The following is a 25,319-nucleotide window of genomic DNA, read 5'->3' as shown; positions in this document are numbered from 1 at the left end:
ATAAAGACAGGAACAACAATTACGATAATAATTAGACAGAAAAATATTTTACATGAAAAAGCGAAAAAATACGGCGAAATTTAGGATTTCCAGAATTTAAGTTTCTTTTTTATTCTTTTCTTTTTTGCGAAACTTTCTTGAAAATCGACGGTAGCTTGCCACATATTTTCGAAGATTTCGGCTTCGCTTTTCTCGGTATAGAATTTAGAATATTCGTTACTCATTACCGCAATCATTTCTTTCTTAGGAGTTAAACGTCTAAAATTATTCATACGTTGTTCAAAACTCATAGAATTATGAAAATTCATTCGGTTTAAATCAACCAAAAAGAATGCGTAATTATTCTCGTCTATTTTTTTTATTAAAGTATTTCCTGGAGAATGATCTAAAAACTCCACCCCTTTTTCGTGAAGATCGAAACAAAACTTAGTAAACTGTCTTAAAATAGTTTCATGATCTGGAAAATCAGGAATTTCTACAAGTTCTCTATATGTTAATTCTGTTATCAAATGCTCGCTTACATAATAACTGTCTTTTAAACCTAAAAAATTAAAATTTTCAAGAAATGCAAGAGGTGCTGGAGTTCCAATTCCTTTTTCTAATAAAATTGTGGCGTACTCGAAAGAACGTCTCGCTTTTGATTTTCTAAAATATTTATAAGCAATTTTATTTATTAGATTCGGAATCTTAAATGATTTAATATTAATCGTTTTTCCGTCTAATTTGAACAATTTAATTTTATTACGATCACCGTTGCCAAAAAGTTCGCCAGAAGAGCTAAAATTATTCAGGATCTCTTTTATATCTTTCTCGTCTACTTTAAATTTTTCGCTAATTTCTAGAGGCATAATAAGTATCTATGTTTTAAAACTTCAAAAATAGTTAAATGCTTCCATAGAATAATAAAAAGAAATCATTTATTCTTTAAAGTAATATTTTTCTTATATTTTTGCAAAAATTTAAAAAATAATGAAAATATTAAATGTCACTTCAATAACTGAATTGAGAGGTGGTGACGCTCAAATGTACACCGTTTACAAGCTATTAAAAGAAAAAAGTGATATTAAGCAATACATTCTATGTCCAAATAATTCTATTTTATCTTCAATTTGTAAAAATGATAAAGCTGATTATTTCACTTATACAAAAAACAGACTAAAATTATTCAATCTAACTCTTGCGATAATTAATATTTGCAATAAGGAAAATATCAATATTTTACACATACATGATTCATCTGCATTAAATGCTGCTCTAATAGCTTTAAAGTTTTTAAATAAATCTATAACGCTTATTTTGAGCAGAAAAAGAAACAACAAAATCAAAGATAAATTTTTAAATAGACACAAATATTCTCACCCTAGGATTAAGAAGATTATTTGTGTTTCTAAAGCTGTTGAATCTATATTTGACAAAATAATTAAAGACAAAAGCCGATTAATTACAATTTACGATTCAATAGATGTAGAAAAATTTTCTCTAAAAACAAACTACAGTTTGCTCATAAAGAATTTAGTCTTTCTCCAGAAACCTTGATAATTGGCAATATCGCTGGATTAACAAACCAAAAAGATATTTATACTTTTATTGATACAGCAAAAAAAATTAAAGCTAAAAGCTGCTCCTTAACTATCAAATTTGTAGTTATTGGAGATGGGCCTTTAAAAAATGATCTAATCAATTATGCCGATGCCAATGATTTAAAAAAAGACATTTATTTTACCGGTTTTAGAAACACAATAGACTTATTACCTGAGTTTAATGTTTTTTTACTTACTTCTGTGACTGAAGGACTCCCTTTAACAATATATGAAGCTTTTGCATCTAAAGTTCCCGTTGTTTCTACTATGGCAGGAGGAATTCCTGAAGTCGTTGCAGATGGAAAAACGGGCTTTCTTACACCAATCAAAGACAGTGAAACATTGTCTGAAAAAGTACTCGAAATTTTAAAAAATTCAGATTTAAGCGAATATGTAAAATCAAATGCTTTTGAACTAGTTAAAAAGAATCACGACCTTAGCACTATGCAAAAACATTATTACGCTTTTTATAAAAGTATTATCTAATATTGATCAATTATAGGTTTCCAAAAGTCAATTACTTTTGGTTTATTAATGGCGTGACAGCCAAAAGGAAGTTCATTATTTGTTAATTTCATTGCCAAATTTGGTTTACGATCAATAGCAAAATAAACTGCCTCATTATAATCAGGAATTGTAAAATTAGGATCAAATTCAATTGCTTTCAACGACCAGAAAACATCTTCTATAGCGTAGATTTTTTTATCCGTTTCGTTTAAAACTTCAGTTATAAACTGTTGCTGCTCTTTTGAAATGTTATAATGTGAAGCTACTTTGCGCAAAGAAAAACCGCCATTACCTACTTTAAAGAAAGTCTGTTCGCGAGCATTTTTCTTTTTCGATCTAAACAATCTTGCTACTTTATTAAAAATATTCATTCCGAAAGAATCTGTAGAAGTGGCAATCCAAGGCGCACCAATGTAATCATAACCTTTTTGACACCATTTCATCAAATCATCTCTAAAAACAAAAGCGTCAAGCTGATAAATTAAAATATATTCAGCATCTAAAAAACTTTCGTAAAATATAGAAGACAACAGCAATTCATTGTACCCGTCAATCGTAGCAAAATAGTGTTTAGAAAAACTTTTAAAGCTTAAATTATTATACTTTTCTGTTAGATAAGTACAATTTAATCCTTCTGGATGCACGATTACAATTTCATAATCTTTTAAAACTTTACAGCATTGTAAAAATGATTTTTCTTCAAGTTCTCCAAAATATTCCTTGTATACAGGAATAACAATTTTTGCTGCTTTTTTATCCATGTGGTATTTTAAGATTATTCATAATTAAGAAGTAAAAAAGCGAAACAAAATTAGCGCTTTATATTGTCTGTTTTTCCTGACCTTCTATCTTAAGCAACAAAAATAATCTTATAAATCACAAAAACTTAATTATTGTCAATTAAATTTAAACTTTTTACCAACTATAAAGATTATTTTTGCAACTGAATTATATATTGCTGTTTACAATGAACGAAGAAATAATTAAAGCATACGAAGTGATTAAAGAAGGCGGAATCATTCTTTATCCGACTGATACTGTTTGGGGAATTGGCTGCGATGCTACTAATGCCGATGCTGTTGCTAAAATTTATAAATTAAAACAACGTGCAGAAACCCAAAGCATGATTGTTTTGATGAATGGAGAAAAGATGATGTACAATGTTTTTAAAAACATTCCTGAAGTTGCTTGGCAAATCTGGGATTTATCAGACAAACCTACTACTTTAATTCTTGATGATGCTAGAAATGTCGCTCCAAATATTATTGCTGCCGACAAATCGTTGGGCGTTCGATTGGTAAAAGAACCTTTTTGCTATAAATTGATGGAGAGAATGAAAAAACCTTTGGTTTCAACTTCTGCTAACATTTCAGGTCAGCCAACACCGATTGCTTTCAAAGACATTAGTCCAGAAATCATAAATGGTGTTGATTATGTTGTAAACCTAAACCAAGATAAAATCAACGGAAAATCTTCAACTATTATCAAATTAACAAACGATTCGCAGGTTAAGGTTATTCGTAAATAATTGATAATTGATAATTATCAATTATCAATTATCAATTTCTTTAAGGCTTTCAATAAGCCAATCGATATCTTCTTTGGTGTTATAATGGCTAAATGAAATTCGGAGATTTGGTAATTTTAAATCCTCATCAGAAAGCATTTCGTTTAAAACATGTGAAGGTTTTATACTTCCAGATTGACAGGCGCTTCCTCGAGAAACCGCAATTCCTTTCATATCTAAACTAAAAAGAAGCATCGATGTTTTATCAGATGAAAAAGGCAGAATAATGTTTACGATATTATAAAAATCGTCTTTTTTTCCATTAATTCTAAAATCTGGAAAATGAATTTCTAATTGTTCAACTAGATAGTTTTTTAGTTCTGTTATGTAGGCTCTTTCTTCGTCTAGTTTTTCATAAGAAATAACCAAAGCTTTTGCCATTCCAGCAATTTGATGCACGGCTTCTGTTCCAGCGCGAAGTCCTTTTTCCTGTTCTCCTCCAAAAAGCAACGGCTGCAGACCAGAATTTTTTCGAACAAAAGCAAATCCAATTCCTTTTGGTCCGTGAAATTTATGTGCACTTGCCAGAATAAAGTCAACTGGAGTTTTTTGCAGATCTATTTCTGTTTTTCCGATAGACTGAACCGTATCCGAATGAAATAATGCATTGTATTGCTTGCAAATCAAACTAACGCGATCTAAATCTAAAATAGCTCCAGTTTCGTTGTTTACATGCATTAAGCTCACCAAAGTTTTCTTTTCATCGGATAACAAATTAGATAAATGCGTTAAATCCAAACTTCCGTCAGCATTTACATTTACATAATCAACTTGAATATTGTATTCTTCTTTAAGCGTCCAAACCGTATGCAAAACGGCATGATGTTCTATTTTTGAAGTAATAATTCTTTCTATTTTTAAATCTTCTACAGCCGAGCGAAGAATCCAATTATCAGCTTCCGTTCCGCCAGAAGTAAAAATAATTTCCTGAGCAGTACAATTTAAATACTTAGCAATACTTTTTCTAGAAAGCTCTATAATAGTTTTACCGTTTCGTCCGAAACTATGCGTAGAAGATGGATTTCCATAATCCTCCAGCATTATTTTAGTCATTTCCTGAACTACTTCAGGACGCATTGCTGTTGTTGAGGCGTTATCTAGATATACTTTTTTCATTGCTGCAAAGTTAAGAAATATCAATTGTCAAATCTTAAATATCATTTGGCATTTTTTTCACTATTTTTGACCAAAATAAATTTTACAATGAAAAAATATGCTGCCCTCTTATTATTTGCTCTTATTTTGAATGGATGCGATGATGGAGATTTAACTGTAGATACTATAGATTTTGGAGATACAACTGAAGCTGAAGCCTGCGGCGATGCAGCGACTAGCACTTTAGTTTATAAATTAAAAACTCAGGAAGCTCTTTTGCTTCAAATGCCAGTGGGATCGTTCAGAAATGAAAATGATTCTATTTATACTTACACTATAGATGCAAAAGGAAACGGTTCTTATCGAGCAGTTTATAGAGCATACGATGGAACTGTAGCTGCTACAAACATTTGCGGCACAATTCCGCCGAGTACTCCAAAAATAACAGAAGAATGGATTGGTACAGACGGAGTAATAGAAATTGAGAGTAATGCAAATGAAATTCCTAATGCAACCGATGGAAGTTCACGAATAACAGGATACACGCACAGTGTAATTTTTAGAAACATCACATTTTCTAAACCTTCTGGGGTTCAAACTAACGAAAAATTTGTTTTTGGAAATTATGTTACTAACGTACCTGCGGCAAATTTAACATTTGTAGTCGATCAGCCTGTTAGAGAATGTTCTTATATGAACGGAATTTATAATTTCAATACTTCTTTCTACCTATCTGTTGAAAACATTGATACAACTTTATTTGGAACTCAAGCTACCCCTGTTGATAAGCCTAATCAAAGCGCAATTACAGCAACAAAAAATAATGTATATTATCGAACAGTAAAATCGGGTACAGGTATTTTTACAGACGCTGCAATCTGTGCAGAAAAAAAGCCAGAAACTCCAACTGTTGATCAAACATGGGAAGGACAATTAGGTGGCATTATAGAAGTTTCGACCGAAAGAGTAGCACAAAATCTTATACATACTATAGTACTTAAAAATGTAGTTTTGAAAAAAGGAAAAACCTCTTTTAAACTTGGAACCAGTTTCGTTCTTGGAACAATTACTAAAAGTGCGCCTTTATAAAACGAGCAGATTTCTACAGAAATCCAAATAAAATATTCTTACAAAAAACGTCTGTTTTCTGAAGCTGATTTTAAGATAAATCAGATCGAAAAACAGACGTTTTTTATGTCCTAAAAAGAACCTTTTAAAGCACTCGAAATTTATTTTATTTATTGTTTTGTTTAAAATAAACTTCTGTTGCGCCAAGACCATATTTTTGATAATTGGCATCTTGAAAATCAATTCCGTCATAACGCCCTAATAAAAAATCTAGTTCGGCTTTTAAAATTCCTTCGCCAACGCCATGAATAAAAACGATTTTCGGAATGCGGTTTCTTATAGCAAATTCGATATGTTTTTTTGCAGTTTCGGTCTGCAAAGTCAAAATATCATAATTCGACATTCCGCGTTTATTTGGAACTAATTTTTCTATATGAAGATCAAATTCTGGAACTCCAAAATCACGTTTATCTTTCTTTTCTTTAACAAAACTTCTCGGTTTTGGCTCTGTTTTTTCTTTCGAAACTTCATCTAAATTAATTCTTTTAATAGAATTCATTAAATTACTGGAATCCTGTATTTTAATCAATTCATTGACAAAAAATGTCATCATAAATCCATCTGTAGTTTCTATTAAAACTTCATTGTTTTTGACCGAAACAACTGTTCCGTTTATGGCTTCGTCGAGTACCGAAACCTTATCTCCTTTTACCAACATCCTACTCTTATTTATCGTTATTTTTACTTGGCGTTTTTGCGCTCAGCTGCATCATTCCAAACATGAAAACTACAATCGCAACAATCATGATATAGATATTTTTTTCTTTTGAAACTTGCTCATACAACGCAACCGAAATCGCAAGAATCATTATTATAATTTTAAAAGCTTTCATTCATTCAAAGTTTAAGATCTCAAAAGTATAAAACTTTCAAATAGCACTTCCATTCTACTCCAATCGTTTGTCATATTTTTTTAGTAAAATTGCAAAAATAATTACAATGAATTTAGAGCGATATATGATTCCTTGCCTCTTCAAATCCATCTTCGGTTTTGACTGTTTGGGCTGTGGTTTTCAGCGTTCTTTATTCTTACTTTTTCAAGGCGAATTTTTAGCAGCTTTTAAAAAGTATCCAGCGATATTTTCTTGCCTTTTGCTCTTCGGCTTTATAGCGCTTCATTTTTTAGACAAATCTAAAAACTATAAAAAACTGATTTGGAGAATGTCAATTTTAAACCTCTTTTTTATGCTTGGAGGTTATTACTTAAAACACTTTTATTTTTAGATTTTAGTCCCGAAGCCTCGGGATTAGATTTTAGATTTTCTAAAAGTCGCTTTGCTCCTTTTTTGAATTTGGTCCCGAAACTTCGGGATAAAAAATTAAAATTTTAATTCTCTTTTATTTCTTAATCTGATCCAAAATATCATTCATCATCTCAATTTGAACTTTCTGAATTTCGATTAATTCTTGTTGTTGATGCATAATCAAATGATCAATTTTATCATGAATCATTCTGATTTCTAATTCCGATTTTAGGTTAATCATATAATCTTTTTTAGCTCGATTTCTATCTTTTTCTTCCTGACGATTCTGACTCATCATAATCACCGGCGCTTGCAAAGCTGCAACGCAAGAAAGAATTAAATTTAAGAGAATAAACGGATATGGATCGAAACCTTTATTTTGAAAAATTAAAACATTTGAACTGATCCAAATAGTGATAAAAACAACAAAAGAGATAATAAAAGTCCAGCTTCCTCCAAAATCTGCTACTCGATCTGCCACTCTTTGTCCGAGATTTCGTGTTTCTTCCTCATCTTCTACAGTGCTTACAATAGATTTATCATCTTTTAAAGAAGAAATAACGCTTTTCTCCATAGCCGAAAGCGCTCCAATTTCTGTTGAAAGGTAATTCGAAATGTACTTTTGACGATACAAATTCAACTCGTTTACGGCGATACAATCATCATCATTAAAATCGGGAAATTCTTTTTTAATTAAACCCAAAATTGGATCATGAATAGATTTCCCGTAGATTTTCTCGTTTTCAGAAAAAGAAAGCCCCGAAATAGCGCTTTTAAATGTTTGATTGTTTTTCATTTTTGTAAATTTTATAGGCTAATTTACGTAAATAACTTCTTAAGAATGATATAAAAAGATCTCGTTTACAATTACTTTTTTATCACAAATATGATATTCTAGAGAAAATTTCTTTAGTTAAATCGTGACTTTATTTCCAAAAAACACCTTACTTTTAACGTTCCAAAATTATTCATTCATTCTTACCATTGTGACAAAAGACAATATCATACAAAATATAAAGGCTTTAAAGAGCCATTCGCACATAAATTACGGCATTAAAACAAAAACAGAAGATTTTACAGAGAAGCTTTTTTACACCCTTTTTGATTCAAATGCAGCTTTAGACGAAAGCATTAGTGAGTTAGAAATCCGTTTTAAAGAAATCGCTGTTTTAGCTTGTAAAAAACCGCAAAATTTATGCGGATCTATTTGGGAAAGATTTCTTGAAAAACTTCCTGGCGTTTTAGAAAAATTAAATCAAGATGCCGAATATATTTTAGAAAATGATCCAGCTTCTAATAGTATTGATGAAGTTTATCTAGGTTATCCTGGATTTTATGCGATTGCTATTTACAGGTTAAGCCATGAATTGTATCACTTAGATTTATTGCTTTTTTCTCGTTTAATGAGCGAATATGCGCATAGAATTACAGGAACTGATATTCATGCCGGCGCTAGTATCGAATCGCCATTTTTTATAGATCATGCTACCGGAATTGTAATTGGTGAAACAACTGTTATCAAAAAACATGTAAAAATCTATCAAGGTGTTACGCTTGGAGCTTTGAGCGTAAGTAAAGAAATGAAGAATGCAAAAAGGCATCCAACAGTTGAAGATAATGTCTGTATTTACGCCAACGCAACCATTTTGGGAGGCAAAACTACAATCGGAAAAAATAGTGTTGTTGGAGGAAATGCTTGGATTACAAAATCTGTTCCAGCAGATTCTATCGTTTTGAATACCACTACAACTGAAGTTAAAATCAAAGAAAAAAAATAAAATGAATTCACATAAGTTACTAAACCTGATTGGCAATACTCCGTTAATGGAAACGGTCAATTTGGTTAAAAATAAAAATGTAAAGCTTTTGCTTAAACTCGAAGGAAATAATCCTGGAGGAAGTGTAAAGGACCGAGCTGCTTATAATATGATTGCGGCTGCTTTAGAAAGAGGCGAAATTAAAAAAGGTGATAAATTAATTGAAGCAACGAGCGGAAATACTGGAATTGCACTTGCAATGATTGCTCAATTATTTGGTATAGAAATAGAATTAGTTCTTCCTGAAGATTCAACAAAAGAAAGAACTCAAACTATGCGTGCTTACGGTGCAACTGTTATTTTAACGCCTGCCAGCGAAGGAATTATTGGCTCTAGAGATTATGCAGATAAAAAAGTAGCACAAGGCGGTTATTTAATGCTGAATCAATTTGCAAACGACGACAACTGGAAAGCACATTATAAAACAACTGGTCCCGAAATATGGAACGATACTGACGGAACTGTAACGCATTTCGTTTCCGCAATGGGAACAACAGGAACTATTATTGGAACTTCTACTTATTTAAAAGAAAAAAATCCTAATGTTCAGATTGTTGGCGCACAACCGAGCGACGGTTCTCAGATTCCTGGAATTCGTAAATGGCCACAAGAATATCTTCCGAAAATTTTTGATGCTTCTAAAGTTGACACCGTTGTCGATGTAAGCGAAGAAGAAGCTCGAGAAATGACCAAAAGATTAGCGCTTGAAGAAGGTGTTTTTGCAGGAATGAGCAGCGGAGGTTCTGTTGCAGTTGCCTTAAAAATTGCCGAAAAATTAGAATCTGGAGTTATCGTTGCCGTTATCTGCGATAGAGGCGATCGTTATTTATCTTCGGATTTGTTCGATTAAAAGGTTCAAAGTTACAAAGGCTCAGAGGTTCAAAGGTTTTTAAACGTAGTAAAAAAACTTTGCCTCTTTCCAAACCTTTGAAACAAAAAAAACCTTTGCCGCTTTGCATCTCTGAACCTTTGAACCTTAAAAGAAAAAAATGAACTACAGAAAACTAGGAAAAACAAACTTTAATATATCTGAAATCTCACTTGGAACTTGGCAAGTTGGCGGAAAATGGGGATCGGGATTTGATGATAAAACTGCCGACGAACTTTTGAATACTGCGATTGACAATGGCGTTAATTTTATTGATACTGCCGATGTTTATGAAAATGGCTTAAGCGAAACTGCCGTTGGAAGAGTTGTTCGCTCTCGTTCTGAACGAATTTTTGTTGCCACAAAATGCGGACGACAGATTAATCCTCACGTAAATGAAGGTTATTCCCCAAAAGTGCTTCAAAAATTTGTAGAAGACAGTTTGAAAAGAACTGGTTTAGAAACTTTGGATTTGATTCAATTACATTGTCCGCCAACAGAAGTATATTATCGTCCTGAAATATTTGAACTTTTCGACCGATTAAAAGAACAGGGAAAAATCCTTAATCTTGGTGTAAGTGTCGAAAAAGTTGAAGAAGCATTAAAAGCAATTGAATATGACAATGTAACTACGGTTCAGATTATTTTCAATTTATTTCGTCAGCGTCCTTCAGAATTATTTTTCTCTGAAGCAAAAAAGAAAGACATCGGAATTATTGCGAGAGTTCCTCTAGCAAGCGGACTTTTAACAGGTAAATTTGATTCAAAAACAACTTTCGATTCTCAAGATCACCGTAATTTTAACCGAAACGGCGAAGCTTTTGATAAAGGAGAAACTTTCTCTGGAATTGATTATGATTTAGGTTTAAAAGCTGTTGAAGCTTTAAAGGCGCTATTTCCAGAATCGCAAAACCTTGCTCCAATCGCGCTGCAATGGATTTTGAGTTTTAATGAAGTTAGCTGTATTATTCCTGGCGCATCTAAAACAGATCATGTTTTATCAAATTTATCGGTTTACGATACTCCGAAATTAACTTCAGAACAAATTTCTGAAATGAATAAAATTTATAACGATCTTATAAAACCAGCTGTTCACCAGCTTTGGTAATTTCTTAAAGATATTTTAAATCTGAGATACTGCATTTTTTTTGTTCATGTATCTCAGTTTTTTTTTAGATTCACGCAACCATTTGTGAATCACCGCATCTAATAATAAAACTAACTATAAAATCACTAACCATGAAAAGACTAAGTTTTATTTTACTTGCAACTTTATTTTTAGCTTCTTGTACAAATGATGAAGCCACAACTCAAGAACAAGATGCAGCAAAACTAGAAAAAATGCATCAGGAGATTATTACGCTTTCTCTGGCCACTACGCAATCATGTACCGATGCAAAAGATTGGGATTTTACTCCACTTGGCACTAAGGCTTGTGGAGGCGTAGCACTTTACATTCCATACTCAAAAAAAATAAACAAAGAAGCATTTCTTGCCAAAGTAAAAGCATACACCGACGCACAAACTGCATATGACATAAAATGGAATATAATGTCAACCTGCGAAGTTATAATACCACCAACCGGGGTAGATTGTGTTGATGGAAAACCTAAATTAAGTTACGCAAAAGCATTGTACTAAAAACGAACGAAAATTAGATATCAAACTCGATTCTAAATTCGGCACCTCTATTTTTTCCGTCGCTCGATGCTGTCAATCGACCTTTATTTCGTTCTATTATTTTTTTGCAGAGATACAGTCCAATTCCGGTAGAACCTTCATTTGCGGTTCCGAGACGGCTCATTTTGGTAAATTTCTTAAATAATTCTTCTATTTGATGTTTATCAAAACCAATTCCGCTGTCTTTTACAGTCAAAATCAGCTTTGAATCTTCTGCAAAAATTCGGACTTTAATCTCACTTTCAAAATAAGAAAACTTAACGGCATTACTGATCAAATTCACTAAAACCTGAATTAATAAACCTTCATCAATTTTAAGTTTAGCCTCGACACATTCTAAAACTAAATTCAGTTTTATTTTTTTGTCTAATAAACGTTGTTCAACTTGTTCATTAATAAAAGGAAGTATATTTGGAAATAAAATGGTTTTAATGTCTTGATTGATTTTTACCACTTCATCTTGTTCTTTTAAAAGCTTGATGAAATTTTCAATATATCTAAATTGAAGATTCGTAGATTCACAGATTAATTCAGCGAGATTTTTTACAGAATCGGTAGGTTCTTCGCTTATGATCAATTTAGCCAAACCTTGCGGATTTCCAGCAAAGTTTTTCAAATCATGCGAAAGCATATAAATTAAATCTTGTTTTTCATTAATAAAACCTTCTGCCTCATAAATAGATTCTTGAATATTACACATTAATAAACCGGCTTCGTCTGTATATTCTGTTGGTAATGCCGATAATTTTCGTGAATTTCTGTAATCGGCCAATGCTTTAGATGCTGTCTGAATTGGTTTTATTAATCGATTTAAAATAAGAAGTGTCAATCCAGTTGCAATAAGCGTCATTACCAAAGAAAAAACAAGAATGGATGTTGGCGAAATATTGTGCTGAAAATAAAGTACAAAAAACAAAATTCCGATTAAAGGAATATGAATACCGATAAATGCAACAAATAGAAATTTAAAAGCATAACTTCTTTTAAGAAAGCTTATTTGAGAGAGCGTATGATACAACTTCATAAAGCAACAATAATAGTAGGTTAAAACTGTAATTCTTTGGGTTTATTACACAAACAAAATTAACTTTTAAACTGAAGTAAACTAATTTTTTAAAGAATTTCTAAAAAATTTTATAAATAAAATTTGTAAAAGTTTTCAAAGGCTTATTTTTGCGCTATGGGAAGAAAAAATACAGACAAAGTTGTCTTTCATCAAATTCAAGTTCTTGACGCTGGTGCAAAAGGCGTTTCAGTAGCCAAAGCACCTGACGGAAAAGTAATCTTTATTCCGAATGTGGTACCTGGAGATGTTGTGGACGTACAGACATTTAAAAAAAGAAAGGCTTATTACGAAGGTAAAGCCGTAAAATTTCATGAATTATCTGACTACAGAGTAGATCCGATTTGCGAACATTTTGGCGTTTGTGGAGGATGTAAATGGCAGAATATGAAGTATGGCCAACAGCTTGCTTTTAAACAAAATGAAGTTAAAAATCATTTGCAAAGAATAGGAAAAATCGAACTTCCAGAATTTGAAGATATTTTAGGTTCTGAAAAACAGTTTTTCTACAGAAATAAAATGGAATTTTCTTTTTCGAACAGCCGTTGGTTAACTGAAAAAGAAATTGGAAGCACTGAAGATTTAGGAAACAGAAATGCTTTAGGTTTTCATATTCCGAAAATGTGGGATAAAATTCTTGATATTAATAAATGTCATCTACAAGAAGATCCTTCTAATGCGATTCGTAACGAAATCAGAGCATTTGCAAATGAAAATAATCTTGCTTTTTTCAATCCGAGAGAACATTCTGGATTATTGAGAACCGTAATGATTCGTACAGTTTCTACTGGCGAGATTATGGTTTTAATTCAGTTTTTCGAAGAAGATAAAGCAAACAGAGAATTAATTCTAGATCATTTATACGAGAAATTCCCTCAAATTACTTCATTACAATATGTTGTAAACGGAAAACCAAACGATACAATTTACGATCAAGAAGTTATTCTTTATAAAGGAAGAAATTATATATTGGAAGAAATGGAAGGTTTAAAATTTAGTATTAATGCTAAATCTTTCTACCAAACTAATTCTGACCAAGCTTACGAATTATACAAAATTACGAGAGAATTTGCTGGCCTGACTGGAAACGAAACAGTTTACGATTTATACACAGGAACAGGAACAATTGCACAATTTGTATCGAAAAAAGCAAAAAAAGTAATCGGAGTAGAAAGTGTTCCTGAAGCAATTATTGACGCTAAAGCCAATGCAGAACGCAATAATATTACCAATTGTGAGTTTTTTGTTGGAGACATGAAGGTAGTCTTTAATGAAGCTTTTATTGCACAGCACGGAAAACCAGATGTTATTATAACAGATCCGCCTCGTGACGGAATGCATAAAGATGTTGTAGAACAAATTTTAAAAATTGCTCCAAAAAAAGTGGTTTATGTTAGCTGTAATTCTGCAACACAGGCACGTGACTTGGCTTTAATGGATGAAAAATACAAAGTAACGCGTGTTAGACCTGTTGATATGTTTCCGCAGACACATCATGTTGAAAATGTTGTACTTTTAGAACTTCGATAAAAAATATAGATGAAAAAACTAGTCTCTCTGTTATTGCTTTTTACTTTTGGCTTATCTAGCTGCGAGAAAGATGATATCTGCGATGCCAATACACCAACTACACCTAGATTGGTTATTACATTTTACTATAGTGACGACCCAACTGTAGAAAGAAAAATAACAAATTTAACAGCTGTTGGTGAAGGTAAGGATGTAGCAACTGGACTTACTTTTGCAGGTGTAAGCAAAATACAATTACCATTAAAAGTTAATGACAGTATTACAACTTATAGATTAATTTATAACGCTACTAGTACCATTCCTGCAGAAAGAAATACAGATGTTTTGACTATTAATTATAGTACTCAAAATGTATATGTATCGAGAGCTTGCGGTTTTAAAACTATTTTTAATGTAAAGTCAATTGCTCGTACAGACCCAGATGGAGACACCGTTTGGATGTCTACAGTTCAATTAATTAACCCAAATATCGACTCTGAAAATGAAACACACGTTGAAGTTTATTACTAGTATTTGTTTATTATTTTCGGTATTTTTATTACAAGCTCAAGACGTACCAGAGATTTCAAAAGATAAAAAAGACAAAAAAGATACAGAAGTAAAAACCCAAAAACCGCAAACTGAAACTGTAAAAAAAGAGGTTCAGGATGTAAAAAAAGACAGCGTAGTAAAAACAGATCGCTATGGGCTTCGCGTAGGTGTAGATTTATACAAACTTACTCGCGGACTTTATGATAAAGATTATAAAGGAATTGAATTTGTTGGAGATTGGAGATTAACCAAAAAATACTATTTAGCAGCCGAATTAGGTTATGAAGATAAAACAACAAACGATGATAGATTAACTTCTTCGGCTTCTGGAACTTACATAAAAGGTGGATTTGATTATAACTTCTACCAAAACTGGCTGGATATGGAAAATCTTATCACGATTGGAATGCGAGGCGGCTTTAGTACTTTTAACCAAGAATTGCATAGCTATAAAATCTACAATCCGAATCCGTATTGGGGAGAACTTCCTGAAATATCTAAAGATCAAAAATATAGCGGTTTAACTGCTGGTTGGTTAGAAGTTGGTTTAGGACTGAAAGCGCAAGTTGTAAGAAACGTTTTTGTTGGTTTTGGAGTTCAGCTTAAGCTTTTGGTTATGAATAACGAACCTTCTGATTTTGAAAACCTATACATTCCAGGTTTTAACAGAACGTATGACGGAAGTTTTGGAGTTGGATTTAATTATACTGTTTCCTACTTTATTCCAATCTACAAAAAGAAAACAATGGCTTCTGAAGTAGTAAAAGAAACAGCTAAGAAGAAAAAATAGTTTTTTTTTAAGATGCTAAGATACTGAGATACTAAGATAAAAAAGCGGTAAATTCAAGTTGAATTTACCGCTTTTTTTATTTTGTTAAGATTAAAACTTAGAACCTTAGTGGCTTAGAACCTGAGTACCTAAACCAAATTAACTGAAAATTAATTGCTGATTGCGTATGAATCAAAGTAGCGTTACAAAAAGAAACATTATCCGATTTCTTTAATTCCTTTAATAAAAAGCCATTTCATAAAAAGCTTTTCTCCGTCTTTAGTTCTTACGGCTTGAAATTTTGGACCAACAATAGTTCCCACAATAAATGCAGTCATCGGAATCCAGAATCCTGTTAATCCAGTATAAGCGTCAATCAAATATCGGAATGCTAGAAAAAGGACTGCAAATGCGCCTAATTGATATAAAAAAGCTCTTAATTGTAATTTTGACATGTTTTTTAAAAGTTACTGAGGTTCTGATGCTAAGGTTCTAAGGTTTTTACTTTAGAACTTAAATTTCGAACCTAAATTGTGTTATTACTAATTTCGTAAACTAAATCTCTTAGAACCTTATTCAGAAACCTGAAATTTCGTTCTCTTGCTTCCTTCGTACATTTCGTATTTTACCAAACGAGCTTCAAGGCTTCCGTTGAAAAGTTTGATTTTTCTTGAAGGTTTTAATCCAACAAATTTTAGCGCTTCTAGATTTGCTGTAATAAACCAAGCGTTTGTTCCTGGATAATTTTTCTTTAAAGTATCTCCGATATTAGCGTAAAATCTTTCCATATGAATATCCAAACGCTCATCGTAAGGCGGATTGAAAACGATATGAAGTTTCCCTTCCACTTCTTTTTCAGTATCGAAGAAATTATCTTCGCTAATCGATATATAATCTTCTAAATTGGCATTTCTGATATTGTCTTTTGCTTTACTAACAGCACTTGGAGCTTTATCAAAACCTTTAATTGTATAATGAAACTCTCTCGTTTTTTTCATTAAACTCTCGATAATAGTATCAAATAAATCATTATCCCAGTCTTTCCATTTTTCAAAAGCAAATTCTTTTCTGTTAATGTTAGCCGGAATATTGCAAGCAATCATAGCCGCCTCTGCCAAGAAAGTTCCAGAACCGCACATTGGATCTAAAAAATGACTTTGACCATCCCAGCCAGAAAGCAAAAGAATTCCTGCTGCCAAAACCTCATTAATCGGAGCAATATTGGTTGCTGTTCTATAACCACGCTGATGAAGAGAAGCTCCTGAAGTATCTAAAGCAACAGAAACCTGATCTTTATCAATATGAATATTAATTCGTAAATCCGGATATTGTTTATCAATACTAGGGCGCTGACCTGTTCTTTCTCTAAACTGATCTACAATTGCATCTTTACATTTTTGAGAAACAAATTCAGAATGGTTGAAATAAGTAGAATGAACCGTCGAATCTATTACAAAAGTCTGATTTGCATTTAAAAGTTTAGACCAATTCACACCAGAAATCCCTTTATATAGTGCCTGTTCGTTATTTGCTCTAAAAGAGTAAATAGGTTTTAAGACTTTTAGCGCCGTACGTAAAGACAAATTGGCTTTATACATAAAACCTTTATCTCCTTTAAAGCTCACCATTCTCACGCCTCTTTCAACATCTTGAGCTCCAAGTGCGCGTAATTCTTTTTCTAATATTTCTTCAAAGCCAAAAAAACATTTGGCAATCATTTTAAAATTTTCTTCCATTTCTTTTCAATTAAAAAAAGCTAATCGCTAATACCTATAACAGCGAAATAGTTATTTTTCGGCAAAAATACACTAAATTTGCCGGACTTTGAATTAATTGAAATAGAATAAATGTCTGAAAAGCATAACGAATCAAACCTAAATCCGGAAGGCCACGATCAAAACTGGTATTCTTCGTGGTTTGACACCCCATATTATCACATTCTTTATAAGGATCGAAATTACCGTGAAGCTCAAATTTTCATGGACAATTTAACGCACTATCTTAATTTGCCTGAAAAAGCAAAAGTATTGGATTTAGCTTGCGGAAAAGGTCGTCATTCTATTTATTTAAATCAATTAGGATATAATGTCTTAGGTGCAGATTTATCTGAAAACAGTATCGAAGAAGCCAGTAAAAACAGCAACGAAACACTTCACTTTAAAGTGCACGACATGCGCGAACCTTTTGAAGAAAAATTTGATGCTATTTTCAATCTTTTTACCAGTTTTGGTTATTTCGAAAATGATGATGATAACCTGACAACTTTAAAAGCAATTAAAGAAAGTTTATCAGAATACGGATTCGCTGTAATTGATTTCATGAACGTAGCAAATGTGATTGAAAATCTTGTGCCAGAAGAAGTGAAAACGGTTGAAGACATTGATTTTCATATTAAAAGATATGTTGAAGATGGACATATTTTTAAAGAAATTGATTTTGAAGATCAAGGCAGAAAATATCATTTTACAGAAAAAGTAAAAGCACTAACTTTGAAAGACTTTCAGGATTTGATGGACGAAGCTGGAATTTATCTTCTAGATATTTTCGGAGATTACAAGCTTAAAAAATTCCACAAAACCGAAAGCGAAAGATTAATCATGATTTTTAAGTAAATTGATTAATCGTTTAATTGTTTAACCGTTTAATCGCTAAACAAAAAAACAATTATCCGATTAACAAATCAACGATTAAACAATAAAAAATGAACTATTTACTACCCTTATTTTCTGTACTTTTAGGATATGGCGTGGCTTTGTTTATTAAACCAAAAAACAAAACCAATTTAAAATTACTGCTGGCATTTAGCGGTTCTTTTTTATTGTCTTTAACTGTAATGCATCTTCTTCCTGAGGTTTACGAATCTCATAATCATAATATTGGAATCTTTATTATGATCGGAATTTTATTTCAGATTGTGCTCGAATTTTTCTCAAAAGGCGCCGAACACGGACACGTTCACGGTCATGCAAAAATGTCGCAAATTCCGTGGCTTTTGTTTATCAGTTTATGTATTCATGCTTTTTTAGAAGGATTTCCGGTAAGCCATCATCAAGGTCTTGCAATCGGAATTGCCATTCATCATTTACCGATTGCCGTAATTTTAACGACATTTTTCATCAATGCCGATTTAAATAAAAAAGCCATTTTTGCCTTCATGTTAACTTTCGCAATTATGACTCCGTTAGGAACTGTTGCTTCTGAATTTCTACCTATTTTAAACGATTATTACACCGAAATAACAGCAATCGTAATTGGTATTTTATTCCACATTTCATCAACTATAATTTTTGAAAGCAGTGAAGGACACAAATTCAATGTTGCTAAAGTTTCTATGATAGTTCTCGGAATTTTATTGGCGTTCTTTTTATAATTAGGGCGTGACCAAATTCACAAAAGGCGCTATTCAGCAAACCGCTTATGTGCGCCTTTCGCAAATTCGGTCGGGCTATCCGCATTACTTCGGTAATTTGCTCCTATCCCTCACGCAAAAAAAGTTTCAAGTTTTAAATTTCAGGTTTCAAGTTCTGTTCACAGTGTCAGGCTGAGCGAAGTCGAAGCCCTTTACGTTGTGCTCTTCGACTTCGCTCAGAGTGACATCACTGCTGTTATGGATTTTAGGTTTTATATTTCTGGTAAAAATTAATAACTACCTAATTCCCCGTTCTTTTCTTCTCGTCTTGATTTCCAAAAGCACGTTCTTTTACATTGATTTTATTATTTCCAAAATTGTAAACAACAGTTAAACGAACAAATCGGTTACTTTCTTTTTGACTGTAAACTTGTTTTACACCATTTACAATCGAAACGTCATTTTTTAAATAAGAAGTATAGAAAACATCATTCAGTAAAAAAGAAATCTGCATTGCTTTATTCAATAAATCTTGTTTAAAACCAATGTTCAAACTCGATGTGTAACCTGTATCATACAATCCGCTTTTGTATGGCGATGTATAATTAAAATCAATTTGCAGTTTAGAATTTTTACCTAATGAAAAAGTGTTATTTGTTGAAAAATCAAGCTGAAGACCATTTACAGGCGTTGCATTAATATCTTTTATAAATTTAATATCAGATCCTAAAAGATATAACGAATTCTCACTTTCCCACCAATTTGCGATACTAACTGAATAAGTTTCTCCAATTCCGTAATTAAGACCTTTAAAATAATTCTCTCTAGTTATAATCTGTGTCATTGTTTCTGGATTCGAAGTAAATATCACGCCATAACCATCTTTAATCGAATTTAAAAAAATACTCGTTCTCAATGTTTTTTTATACGAATGCGTAAATTCAAAATTATCGTTAAAAGAAGGTTTCAAAAACGGATTTCCCTCAGAATAACTATTACTGCTGATGTAAACTCGAAACGGATTCAGCATCGAAAAACCAGGTCTGCGAATTCTTTTTCCATAATTAAAACTAAAACTATTGTTTTCATTTCTTTGATAAGAAGTATAAAAAGTCGGAAACAATTTAAAATAATTATTTACAGTTTCTTGATTTAAGGTTTCTGAAAATCCTTTTGTTTGCGTATTTTCTAATCGAAATCCTAATTGAAAATTCCATTTTTCATTGATTTTTTTATCTCCGCTAATATAAACCGCCTGATTATTTTCTGTATATCTAAATTGATTTGTCTGATTAGAATCTAAAACCGGAGTTCCTGTAATCGTATTGTAAAAAACGACATTACTGTTGCTTTTTGTAAAGCTCATTTTTGCGCCATAAGATAGATTTAAAGCCTTAAACGGATGTTCCATATCTACCTTAAAACTCAAATTATCAATATCTTGATTCGAAAGATTTCTCCCTGACTGATTTACGTCTACAAAATTTCCATCTGCATCATAATTATTGGCAACAAAATCTCTATCAAATTGTGAGTTGTAATTAAAATAATCTGCATCAAATGATAATTTACGGTTTAGAGAATCGAGTTTTGTAATTAAATGAACGTTATAAGTTTCATTACCAGATTTTCTATCCAAAAAACTTTCATTAATTATATAATTATTCAATTGATTTTGAGAATTGTAGTTATTAATTCTAATATCTGTGTCAAAATCTGGATTGCTTTTATCTTTTAAAATCTGAAAACCAATCGTCGTTTTTTCAGAAAGATCATAATCTAAAGCAATTTTACCAGATAAATTTTCTTCATTTAATTTTGTTCCCGCTTTCATCTTCGAAGGTCCTTCAGTAAAATACATATCCAGTGATTCTTTAATACTTCTGTAACCTCCTTTTCCATTAATACTTGCCGAAAATCGAAACTTATCTTTATTATAAAAAAAGTTATTTCTCAAAGCATAAATTCCATATTTATTTTGATCGTATGAAGCTGTCGTTGAGTTTTTCCAAGAATTTCGAGCTCCTTTTTTCATCACAACATTAATAAGTCCGCCAGTTCCTTCGGCTTCGTATTTTGACGAAGGATTACTAATAATTTCTATATTTTTAATATCGCTAGCCGAAATAGATTTCAGGAAATTATTCAGTTCTTCACCCGTTAATTCTATCATTCTTCCATCAATCATAACTCTCGAAACTCCTTTTCCAAGAATATTAATTGCATTGTTTTGTACTGCAACACCTGGCGCTGTATTTATAGCACTCAAAGCATCGCCTCCAGTATTTGTTACGTTATTTTCAAGATTATAAACCAAACGATCTGTTTTTTGTTCGATGGTATTTTTTTTAGTTTGAATGACAACTTCGCCCAGATTTGTCACTTTTTCTTTAAAAATAATCAAGCCTAGATTGGCGTCTTTTTCAATTGTCATATCTTTTTCAAATTCCGAATATCCAATCGGACTTATTTTTATTTTACAAAATCCTTTGTCAAGAATTAATTCAAAACTACCGTCTTCTTTTGTTGTAATTCCGTTTATGATTTTTCCTTCTTGATTTAAGACTATGACATCTGTCCATGCTATCGGTGCTTTTTCGTCGGCAATTTTTCCACTTAATTTAAATGACGTTTGTGACAAACAAAAAAGAGGCAATAATAAAAAAATAAGCAGGTTCGTTTTTTTCATGATTTCTAAATTTTAAACTTGTTTGATTAATTTGAAGCAAAGTTGCCTTAGAAATCCTGAGTACGCGACCGACAAAAAAAAGTCGAACCAATTTCTGGATTAGAAATTGGTTCGACTTTATTCAGCATGAAGTACGACTTTTTACAAAACCTTAATTATGAAGCGTTTCTGTAAGCTGTTGGCGTTAAATTTGTATATTTTTTGAAAGAAGTATTAAAAGAAGATTTTGAATTAAAACCAACTTCATACAAAATTTCTAAAACCGTAAGCTGATTTTTTGATTTATCTTTTAAGATCTTCATCGCTTTTTGAATTCGATGTTCGTTTACAAAATCAAAAAAATGCTGGTTCATATGATGATTAATCAAAATCGATAATTCTCGAACCGGAATATCAATCTGACTAGAAAGTTGCTGAATTGTAAGCGACGGATCTAGAAAAGGTTCTTTTTCGATCATATATTGTTTCAACATCAAAATTTGATTCGTAATCGCATCGTTTTGATTTTCTTTTTTTTCAGCAAGATTTTCATTTTCTTTAGAAAGAATATCTTTCGTTAATAGCAATTTAGAATCGATTCCTCTAAAAAGTTCTGGATAGTTTAAAGCCTTTAAAACAAACCAACAAGTTACTGTTAGAACAAGAAATTGCAAGATTGTATTAGACCAAATCCATAAAAAATCAAGGTTGGCATATCTCACAAGATTTTTAAGTATCGATAAATAATACAAAACAAAAAGTACAATTGCAATTTGAAACAGCCACTTAAAAATAGAAGTTCTAGGATTAGTATAGTTTTCCTGATAGATTGTTCGATACTTTTTAAGAATCAAAAACACTCCTATACTATATAATATAGTTTGAAGACCTAAAACAAGAAACAAAAAAGACATTTCTGGCGATTGATCGCGATGGTTATAAAAAAGCATTTTTGCTCCATCATTTAAAAGATATAGCCTGAATAAAAAAACCGCATTTGTAATTATAAATGGAATTAGATGCCATAAATGTTTCGCTTTTAATCTAAAATCTGCAAAACAAACTGACAGCACATATAAATAGAAAGCAGGCAGAATGAGAGCGCAAATAGTCCATCTGAAAAACTCTAAATTAAAATGGTTTTTAATGAAGTTGTCATCGATGAAAATACCGCTGTTATCAATCGCAAAAAATATCAAATACAAAGCAAATAGGCTGTTTGCTAATTTATTTTTTGTTTTTACTGTTAGCAAAAAAATTGCTAACAATAAAGAAACAAAAACTGATATTTTGGCCATGCCAGTTAAAAAGCTAATTATATCCATTAATTATTTTTAAGCATCTTTACAAAAATAGAAATTTAAGAGTTTACATTTTAGAATTAAAATCACAAAGCATTTCTATAAGCTGTCGGCGTTAAATTTGTATATTTTTTGAAAGAAGTATTAAAAGAAGATTTCGAGTTAAAACCTACTTCGTATAAAATTTCTAGAACGGTTAATTGTTTTTTCGATTCATCTTTTAAAAGATGCATTGCTTTTTGAATTCGATATTCATTCACAAAATCAAAAAAATGCTGATCCATATGATGATTAATCAAAATAGATAATTCTCGAACAGGAATATTAATCTGATTGCTCAGTTCCTGAATCGTCAACGAAGGATCTAGAAAAGGCTCTTTTTCGATCATATATTGTTTCAAATTTAAAATCTGAATCTTGATCAAATCGTTTTGTTCTTCTACTGATTCTGTTTTTTCTTCAACCTCAGGAAGAATGTCTTTCGCTAATTTCAATTTAGAATTAACTCCTCTAAAAAGCTCCGGATGATTAAGTGCTTTCATTATAAACCAACATGTTATAAACAAAGCAATACTTCCGACTAATACATTTGCCCAAAGAAATATTTCTTTAAAACCGCTATAACGCAATATATTTTTTAAAGCAACAACAGAATGCGAAATAAGAAAAACACAAGTTATTTGAAAAAGCCATTTATAAGTCGCTGAACTTGGATTCGCATAATTTTCTAGATAGATTTCTCTGTATTTTCGCAAAATCAAAAAGACACTTATAATATAGAAAGCATATTGAAATTCAATTAAAATCTGAATAAAGTAAATTTCAGGTTTTAGATTTAAAGTCTTTAAAAATTCTTCTAAAGTCAAGTCAAAACTCAGATAAATTCTGGGTATAAAAACCAGATTTACCACTACAAATGGAATCAAATGCGCAAGATGTTTCCATTTTAATTTAAAATCAGAATAACAGACTGCCAAGACGAAAAGATAAAATAATGGCATTGCCAGTAGACAAGCAGTAGATCTAAAAATCTCTAAATTAAGTTCAAATCTATTAGTTGCTTCAATAAAAAAACCGCTAAGATCAATAGCCGAACAAATAAAAAAACAGGCAAATAATCGGTTTGCCAATTTATTTTCGGTTTTGACAGTTAATAAAAAAAATGCAAGCAATAACGAAACAAAAACTGAAATTCGACCAATTCCCTGCAATAAATCTATTTTATCCATTTATCTTTTAAAATTTTAACAAATATAATATTTTAGTTCTTTTAATGAAGATGTAAGAAAGCATTCGCAACAGGACAAACAAAACTTTAAATCTTTGTGAGTTTGTATACTAAATTTCAAAATTGAGATAAAAAATGTTAATTTTGACCAGTCTAAATAACGATAAAAATGACATTTACGAAAACTACTGAACAAACATCAAAATATGAACATTTAGAAAAAATGTCTGTTCATGAATTGTTATCCAATATTAATCAAGAAGACAAAACCGTTCCTTATGCGGTCGAAAAAGCTTTGCCTCAAATAGAAGCTTTGATTCCGCAAATAGTTGAAAAACTAAAATTAGGAGGCAGATTGTTTTATATTGGAGCTGGAACTTCTGGACGTCTCGGTGTTGTTGATGCTTCGGAATGTCCGCCAACTTTTGGTGTTCCTTTCGATTTAGTAAATGGTATTATTGCAGGTGGCGACACCGCTATAAGACGCGCTGTAGAAAATGCCGAAGACAACCCGACGCAAGCTTGGATTGATCTTCAGAATCATAATATTACTTCTAATGATGTCGTGATTGGAATTGCGGCTTCTGGCACAACTCCTTACGTAATTGGAGGTTTAGAAACATGCAATCAAAACAATATTATAACGGGTTGTATTACTTGTAACGCAGGAAGTCCGTTGGCTCTGACAGCACAATTTCCGATTGAAGTTGTTGTCGGACCAGAATTTATTACAGGAAGTTCGAGAATGAAAGCTGGAACGGCTCAGAAATTGGTACTAAATATGATTTCGACCGCAGCAATGATTCAGCTTGGCAAAGTCCGCGGAAACAAAATGGTCGATATGCAATTGAGCAACATTAAGTTAGTTGATCGCGGCGTAAAAATGATTATGGGAGAAATTCCTGTTTCTTATGAAGTTGCATCAGAATTATTGAAAAAATATGGCAGCGTTAGAAATGCTGTCGATAATTATAATTCTTAACTAATAATTTAACCGCTAAGTTCGCAAAGGTTTACGCAAGGTTCGCAAGGTTTTTTCTTAAAGCTTTGCGAACTTTTCGCTTTATTTAAAGTTTCTAATCTAAAAAAACTTTGCGTACTTTGCGGTTCAATACAAGTCAAGTAAGTTGAAACTTGAAACAAAGAAAACTTGAAACAAAAAGTCATGGCAACAAATAAAGAATTACTAAGAAAAGGAGTTAAATATCTAACTGGCGCTTTGCCTCTGATGTTTCTTGGGCCATCAATGATTTATAATGCATTTATGAATCAGCATACAAATTGGCATTATCTTGTTTTAGGAATTGGAATTGTAGCTTGTTTGTCTTCTATGTTTTTAATCTTTTTGGGATTGAAAATCATCATGAAAGGTATATTTAACGACTAATTTGTAT

The 25,319-nt window shown here is 31.7% G+C and carries 28 protein-coding genes; 16 read left to right on the top strand and 12 right to left on the bottom strand.

The window, feature by feature from the left end:
• Positions 1-80: 80 nt before the first annotated feature.
• Complete coding sequence (locus NYQ10_RS12255) at positions 81-848, bottom strand: Kdo domain containing protein (RefSeq protein ID WP_289876612.1); 768 nt, start codon at positions 846-848, stop codon at positions 81-83.
• Positions 849-969: 121 nt separating this feature from the next.
• On the opposite strand from NYQ10_RS12255, the gene NYQ10_RS12250 reads away from it, so the two are divergent.
• A complete protein-coding gene (locus NYQ10_RS12250; protein ID WP_289876611.1) occupies positions 970-1,536 on the top strand; it encodes a glycosyltransferase in 567 nt (188 codons plus the stop codon).
• Positions 1,533-2,066 (top strand): glycosyltransferase family 4 protein, encoded by a 534-nt coding sequence (locus tag NYQ10_RS12245; RefSeq protein ID WP_289876610.1) that lies wholly within the window; start codon positions 1,533-1,535, stop codon positions 2,064-2,066. Before NYQ10_RS12250 ends, NYQ10_RS12245 begins: the two co-directional genes overlap by 4 nt.
• Here the strand turns inward: NYQ10_RS12245 and NYQ10_RS12240 are convergent.
• Positions 2,063-2,848 carry a DUF5672 family protein gene (locus NYQ10_RS12240; protein ID WP_289876609.1) on the bottom strand — a complete coding sequence of 262 codons (786 nt, stop codon included), beginning with the start codon at positions 2,846-2,848 and terminating at the stop codon, positions 2,063-2,065. The two genes, NYQ10_RS12245 and NYQ10_RS12240, sit on opposite strands and share 4 nt — an antisense overlap.
• A gap of 206 nt (positions 2,849-3,054) precedes the next feature.
• Here NYQ10_RS12240 and NYQ10_RS12235 point away from each other — a divergent pair, with 206 nt between their 5' ends.
• On the top strand, positions 3,055-3,615 hold the full coding sequence (locus NYQ10_RS12235) for an L-threonylcarbamoyladenylate synthase (RefSeq protein ID WP_276174326.1): 561 nt from the start codon (positions 3,055-3,057) through the stop codon (positions 3,613-3,615).
• Between the two features lie 24 nt (positions 3,616-3,639).
• Here the strand turns inward: NYQ10_RS12235 and NYQ10_RS12230 are convergent, their stop codons facing one another.
• Positions 3,640-4,770 carry a cysteine desulfurase family protein gene (locus NYQ10_RS12230; protein ID WP_289876608.1) on the bottom strand — a complete coding sequence of 377 codons (1,131 nt, stop codon included), beginning with the start codon at positions 4,768-4,770 and terminating at the stop codon, positions 3,640-3,642.
• Positions 4,771-4,857: 87 nt separating this feature from the next.
• On the opposite strand from NYQ10_RS12230, the gene NYQ10_RS12225 reads away from it, so the two are divergent.
• Positions 4,858-5,838, top strand: coding sequence for a hypothetical protein (locus NYQ10_RS12225; protein WP_289876607.1), 981 nt, complete (start codon positions 4,858-4,860; stop codon positions 5,836-5,838).
• Between the two features lie 145 nt (positions 5,839-5,983).
• Here the strand turns inward: NYQ10_RS12225 and NYQ10_RS12220 are convergent, their stop codons facing one another.
• Positions 5,984-6,535: a Smr/MutS family protein gene (locus NYQ10_RS12220; protein WP_289876606.1), complete on the bottom strand. Its 552-nt coding sequence runs from the start codon at positions 6,533-6,535 to the stop codon at positions 5,984-5,986.
• 7 nt (positions 6,536-6,542) lie between these two features.
• Complete coding sequence (locus tag NYQ10_RS12215) at positions 6,543-6,710, bottom strand: hypothetical protein (RefSeq protein WP_289876604.1); 168 nt, start codon at positions 6,708-6,710, stop codon at positions 6,543-6,545.
• A gap of 106 nt (positions 6,711-6,816) precedes the next feature.
• On the opposite strand from NYQ10_RS12215, the gene NYQ10_RS12210 reads away from it, so the two are divergent.
• A complete protein-coding gene (locus NYQ10_RS12210; RefSeq protein WP_354669338.1) occupies positions 6,817-7,101 on the top strand; it encodes a DUF2752 domain-containing protein in 285 nt (94 codons plus the stop codon).
• Positions 7,102-7,215: 114 nt separating this feature from the next.
• Here NYQ10_RS12210 and NYQ10_RS12205 read toward each other — a convergent pair whose 3' ends face one another.
• Positions 7,216-7,917 (bottom strand): DUF1003 domain-containing protein, encoded by a 702-nt coding sequence (locus tag NYQ10_RS12205; RefSeq protein WP_289876602.1) that lies wholly within the window; start codon positions 7,915-7,917, stop codon positions 7,216-7,218.
• Between the two features lie 190 nt (positions 7,918-8,107).
• Between NYQ10_RS12205 and epsC the strand changes: the two genes are divergently transcribed.
• The 4 genes from epsC to NYQ10_RS12185 all read left to right on the top strand — a co-directional run bounded on the left by epsC (position 8,108) and on the right by NYQ10_RS12185 (position 11,447).
• The gene (gene epsC / locus NYQ10_RS12200) at positions 8,108-8,899 is read left to right on the top strand and encodes a serine O-acetyltransferase EpsC (RefSeq protein ID WP_289881037.1); all 792 of its coding nucleotides are present in this window, start codon (positions 8,108-8,110) and stop codon (positions 8,897-8,899) included.
• A 1-nt stretch (position 8,900) separates the two neighbouring features.
• Positions 8,901-9,788 carry a cysteine synthase CysM gene (gene cysM / locus NYQ10_RS12195; RefSeq protein WP_276174331.1) on the top strand — a complete coding sequence of 296 codons (888 nt, stop codon included), beginning with the start codon at positions 8,901-8,903 and terminating at the stop codon, positions 9,786-9,788.
• Positions 9,789-9,927: 139 nt separating this feature from the next.
• The gene (locus tag NYQ10_RS12190; RefSeq protein ID WP_289876601.1) at positions 9,928-10,914 is read left to right on the top strand and encodes an aldo/keto reductase; all 987 of its coding nucleotides are present in this window, start codon (positions 9,928-9,930) and stop codon (positions 10,912-10,914) included.
• A 131-nt stretch (positions 10,915-11,045) separates the two neighbouring features.
• Positions 11,046-11,447 carry a hypothetical protein gene (locus NYQ10_RS12185; protein ID WP_289876600.1) on the top strand — a complete coding sequence of 134 codons (402 nt, stop codon included), beginning with the start codon at positions 11,046-11,048 and terminating at the stop codon, positions 11,445-11,447.
• Positions 11,448-11,460: 13 nt separating this feature from the next.
• Here NYQ10_RS12185 and NYQ10_RS12180 read toward each other — a convergent pair whose 3' ends face one another.
• Complete coding sequence (locus tag NYQ10_RS12180; RefSeq protein WP_289876599.1) at positions 11,461-12,510, bottom strand: sensor histidine kinase; 1,050 nt, start codon at positions 12,508-12,510, stop codon at positions 11,461-11,463.
• A 156-nt stretch (positions 12,511-12,666) separates the two neighbouring features.
• Here NYQ10_RS12180 and rlmD point away from each other — a divergent pair, with 156 nt between their 5' ends.
• From rlmD to NYQ10_RS12165, 3 genes are read left to right on the top strand one after another with little or no spacing between them, the layout of a single operon-like run.
• Positions 12,667-14,079, top strand: coding sequence for a 23S rRNA (uracil(1939)-C(5))-methyltransferase RlmD (gene rlmD, locus NYQ10_RS12175; protein ID WP_289876598.1), 1,413 nt, complete (start codon positions 12,667-12,669; stop codon positions 14,077-14,079).
• Between the two features lie 9 nt (positions 14,080-14,088).
• Positions 14,089-14,589, top strand: a complete 501-nt coding sequence (locus tag NYQ10_RS12170; RefSeq protein WP_289876597.1) for a DUF6452 family protein — start codon at positions 14,089-14,091, stop codon at positions 14,587-14,589.
• Complete coding sequence (locus NYQ10_RS12165) at positions 14,561-15,400, top strand: DUF6048 family protein (RefSeq protein WP_289876596.1); 840 nt, start codon at positions 14,561-14,563, stop codon at positions 15,398-15,400. Before NYQ10_RS12170 ends, NYQ10_RS12165 begins: the two co-directional genes overlap by 29 nt.
• Positions 15,401-15,597: 197 nt before the next feature.
• Here NYQ10_RS12165 and NYQ10_RS12160 read toward each other — a convergent pair whose 3' ends face one another.
• Both NYQ10_RS12160 and NYQ10_RS12155 read right to left on the bottom strand, forming a co-directional pair.
• Entirely contained in the window at positions 15,598-15,834 is a 237-nt protein-coding gene (locus tag NYQ10_RS12160; RefSeq protein WP_289876595.1) for a hypothetical protein, read from the bottom strand.
• A gap of 117 nt (positions 15,835-15,951) precedes the next feature.
• Positions 15,952-17,115, bottom strand: a complete 1,164-nt coding sequence (locus NYQ10_RS12155) for a THUMP domain-containing class I SAM-dependent RNA methyltransferase (RefSeq protein WP_289876594.1) — start codon at positions 17,113-17,115, stop codon at positions 15,952-15,954.
• A 111-nt stretch (positions 17,116-17,226) separates the two neighbouring features.
• Between NYQ10_RS12155 and NYQ10_RS12150 the strand changes: the two genes are divergently transcribed.
• Together NYQ10_RS12150 and NYQ10_RS12145 are read left to right on the top strand one after the other, a co-directional pair.
• Complete coding sequence (locus NYQ10_RS12150; protein ID WP_289876593.1) at positions 17,227-17,991, top strand: class I SAM-dependent methyltransferase; 765 nt, start codon at positions 17,227-17,229, stop codon at positions 17,989-17,991.
• Between the two features lie 89 nt (positions 17,992-18,080).
• Positions 18,081-18,749: a ZIP family metal transporter gene (locus tag NYQ10_RS12145; protein ID WP_289876592.1), complete on the top strand. Its 669-nt coding sequence runs from the start codon at positions 18,081-18,083 to the stop codon at positions 18,747-18,749.
• Positions 18,750-19,029: 280 nt separating this feature from the next.
• Here the strand turns inward: NYQ10_RS12145 and NYQ10_RS12140 are convergent, their stop codons facing one another.
• From NYQ10_RS12140 to NYQ10_RS12130, 3 genes are all read right to left on the bottom strand, one after another.
• Positions 19,030-21,417 carry a TonB-dependent receptor domain-containing protein gene (locus NYQ10_RS12140; RefSeq protein WP_289876591.1) on the bottom strand — a complete coding sequence of 796 codons (2,388 nt, stop codon included), beginning with the start codon at positions 21,415-21,417 and terminating at the stop codon, positions 19,030-19,032.
• Positions 21,418-21,572: 155 nt separating this feature from the next.
• A complete protein-coding gene (locus NYQ10_RS12135; protein ID WP_289876590.1) occupies positions 21,573-22,694 on the bottom strand; it encodes a helix-turn-helix domain-containing protein in 1,122 nt (373 codons plus the stop codon).
• Positions 22,695-22,783: 89 nt separating this feature from the next.
• Entirely contained in the window at positions 22,784-23,926 is a 1,143-nt protein-coding gene (locus NYQ10_RS12130; protein ID WP_289876589.1) for a helix-turn-helix domain-containing protein, read from the bottom strand.
• A 168-nt stretch (positions 23,927-24,094) separates the two neighbouring features.
• Between NYQ10_RS12130 and murQ the strand changes: the two genes are divergently transcribed.
• Together murQ and NYQ10_RS12120 are read left to right on the top strand one after the other, a co-directional pair.
• A complete protein-coding gene (murQ, locus tag NYQ10_RS12125; RefSeq protein ID WP_289876588.1) occupies positions 24,095-24,907 on the top strand; it encodes an N-acetylmuramic acid 6-phosphate etherase in 813 nt (270 codons plus the stop codon).
• Between the two features lie 183 nt (positions 24,908-25,090).
• Positions 25,091-25,312, top strand: a complete 222-nt coding sequence (locus tag NYQ10_RS12120; RefSeq protein ID WP_276174345.1) for a DUF6095 family protein — start codon at positions 25,091-25,093, stop codon at positions 25,310-25,312.
• Positions 25,313-25,319 lie beyond the last annotated feature (7 nt).

Origin of the sequence: Flavobacterium johnsoniae, from assembly GCF_030388325.1 — a bacterium.
Taxonomy (GTDB): domain Bacteria; phylum Bacteroidota; class Bacteroidia; order Flavobacteriales; family Flavobacteriaceae; genus Flavobacterium; species Flavobacterium johnsoniae_C.
The sequence above is the reverse complement of the archived record's forward strand: the minus strand, read 5'-3'. Positions and strand labels throughout refer to the sequence as shown.

Excerpts from the sequence above, each read along its gene's own strand:
- NYQ10_RS12210 (WP_354669338.1), top strand. The coding sequence starts at position 6,817 with ATGAATTTAGAGCGATATATGATTCCTTGCCTCTTCAAATCCATCTTC.
- murQ (WP_289876588.1), top strand. The coding sequence starts at position 24,095 with ATGACATTTACGAAAACTACTGAACAAACATCAAAATATGAACATTTA.
- NYQ10_RS12180 (WP_289876599.1), bottom strand. The coding sequence starts at position 12,510 with ATGAAGTTGTATCATACGCTCTCTCAAATAAGCTTTCTTAAAAGAAGT.
- NYQ10_RS12155 (WP_289876594.1), bottom strand. The coding sequence starts at position 17,115 with ATGGAAGAAAATTTTAAAATGATTGCCAAATGTTTTTTTGGCTTTGAA.
- NYQ10_RS12150 (WP_289876593.1), top strand. The coding sequence starts at position 17,227 with ATGTCTGAAAAGCATAACGAATCAAACCTAAATCCGGAAGGCCACGAT.
- NYQ10_RS12240 (WP_289876609.1), bottom strand. The coding sequence starts at position 2,848 with ATGGATAAAAAAGCAGCAAAAATTGTTATTCCTGTATACAAGGAATAT.
- NYQ10_RS12235 (WP_276174326.1), top strand. The coding sequence starts at position 3,055 with ATGAACGAAGAAATAATTAAAGCATACGAAGTGATTAAAGAAGGCGGA.
- NYQ10_RS12130 (WP_289876589.1), bottom strand. The coding sequence starts at position 23,926 with ATGGATAAAATAGATTTATTGCAGGGAATTGGTCGAATTTCAGTTTTT.
- NYQ10_RS12255 (WP_289876612.1), bottom strand. The coding sequence starts at position 848 with ATGCCTCTAGAAATTAGCGAAAAATTTAAAGTAGACGAGAAAGATATA.
- NYQ10_RS12225 (WP_289876607.1), top strand. The coding sequence starts at position 4,858 with ATGAAAAAATATGCTGCCCTCTTATTATTTGCTCTTATTTTGAATGGA.
- NYQ10_RS12165 (WP_289876596.1), top strand. The coding sequence starts at position 14,561 with ATGAAACACACGTTGAAGTTTATTACTAGTATTTGTTTATTATTTTCG.
- NYQ10_RS12220 (WP_289876606.1), bottom strand. The coding sequence starts at position 6,535 with ATGTTGGTAAAAGGAGATAAGGTTTCGGTACTCGACGAAGCCATAAAC.
- NYQ10_RS12230 (WP_289876608.1), bottom strand. The coding sequence starts at position 4,770 with ATGAAAAAAGTATATCTAGATAACGCCTCAACAACAGCAATGCGTCCT.
- cysM (WP_276174331.1), top strand. The coding sequence starts at position 8,901 with ATGAATTCACATAAGTTACTAAACCTGATTGGCAATACTCCGTTAATG.
- NYQ10_RS12170 (WP_289876597.1), top strand. The coding sequence starts at position 14,089 with ATGAAAAAACTAGTCTCTCTGTTATTGCTTTTTACTTTTGGCTTATCT.
- NYQ10_RS12120 (WP_276174345.1), top strand. The coding sequence starts at position 25,091 with ATGGCAACAAATAAAGAATTACTAAGAAAAGGAGTTAAATATCTAACT.
- NYQ10_RS12215 (WP_289876604.1), bottom strand. The coding sequence starts at position 6,710 with ATGAAAGCTTTTAAAATTATAATAATGATTCTTGCGATTTCGGTTGCG.
- NYQ10_RS12190 (WP_289876601.1), top strand. The coding sequence starts at position 9,928 with ATGAACTACAGAAAACTAGGAAAAACAAACTTTAATATATCTGAAATC.
- NYQ10_RS12145 (WP_289876592.1), top strand. The coding sequence starts at position 18,081 with ATGAACTATTTACTACCCTTATTTTCTGTACTTTTAGGATATGGCGTG.
- NYQ10_RS12135 (WP_289876590.1), bottom strand. The coding sequence starts at position 22,694 with ATGGCCAAAATATCAGTTTTTGTTTCTTTATTGTTAGCAATTTTTTTG.
- rlmD (WP_289876598.1), top strand. The coding sequence starts at position 12,667 with ATGGGAAGAAAAAATACAGACAAAGTTGTCTTTCATCAAATTCAAGTT.
- NYQ10_RS12205 (WP_289876602.1), bottom strand. The coding sequence starts at position 7,917 with ATGAAAAACAATCAAACATTTAAAAGCGCTATTTCGGGGCTTTCTTTT.
- NYQ10_RS12140 (WP_289876591.1), bottom strand. The coding sequence starts at position 21,417 with ATGAAAAAAACGAACCTGCTTATTTTTTTATTATTGCCTCTTTTTTGT.
- NYQ10_RS12250 (WP_289876611.1), top strand. The coding sequence starts at position 970 with ATGAAAATATTAAATGTCACTTCAATAACTGAATTGAGAGGTGGTGAC.
- NYQ10_RS12185 (WP_289876600.1), top strand. The coding sequence starts at position 11,046 with ATGAAAAGACTAAGTTTTATTTTACTTGCAACTTTATTTTTAGCTTCT.
- NYQ10_RS12160 (WP_289876595.1), bottom strand. The coding sequence starts at position 15,834 with ATGTCAAAATTACAATTAAGAGCTTTTTTATATCAATTAGGCGCATTT.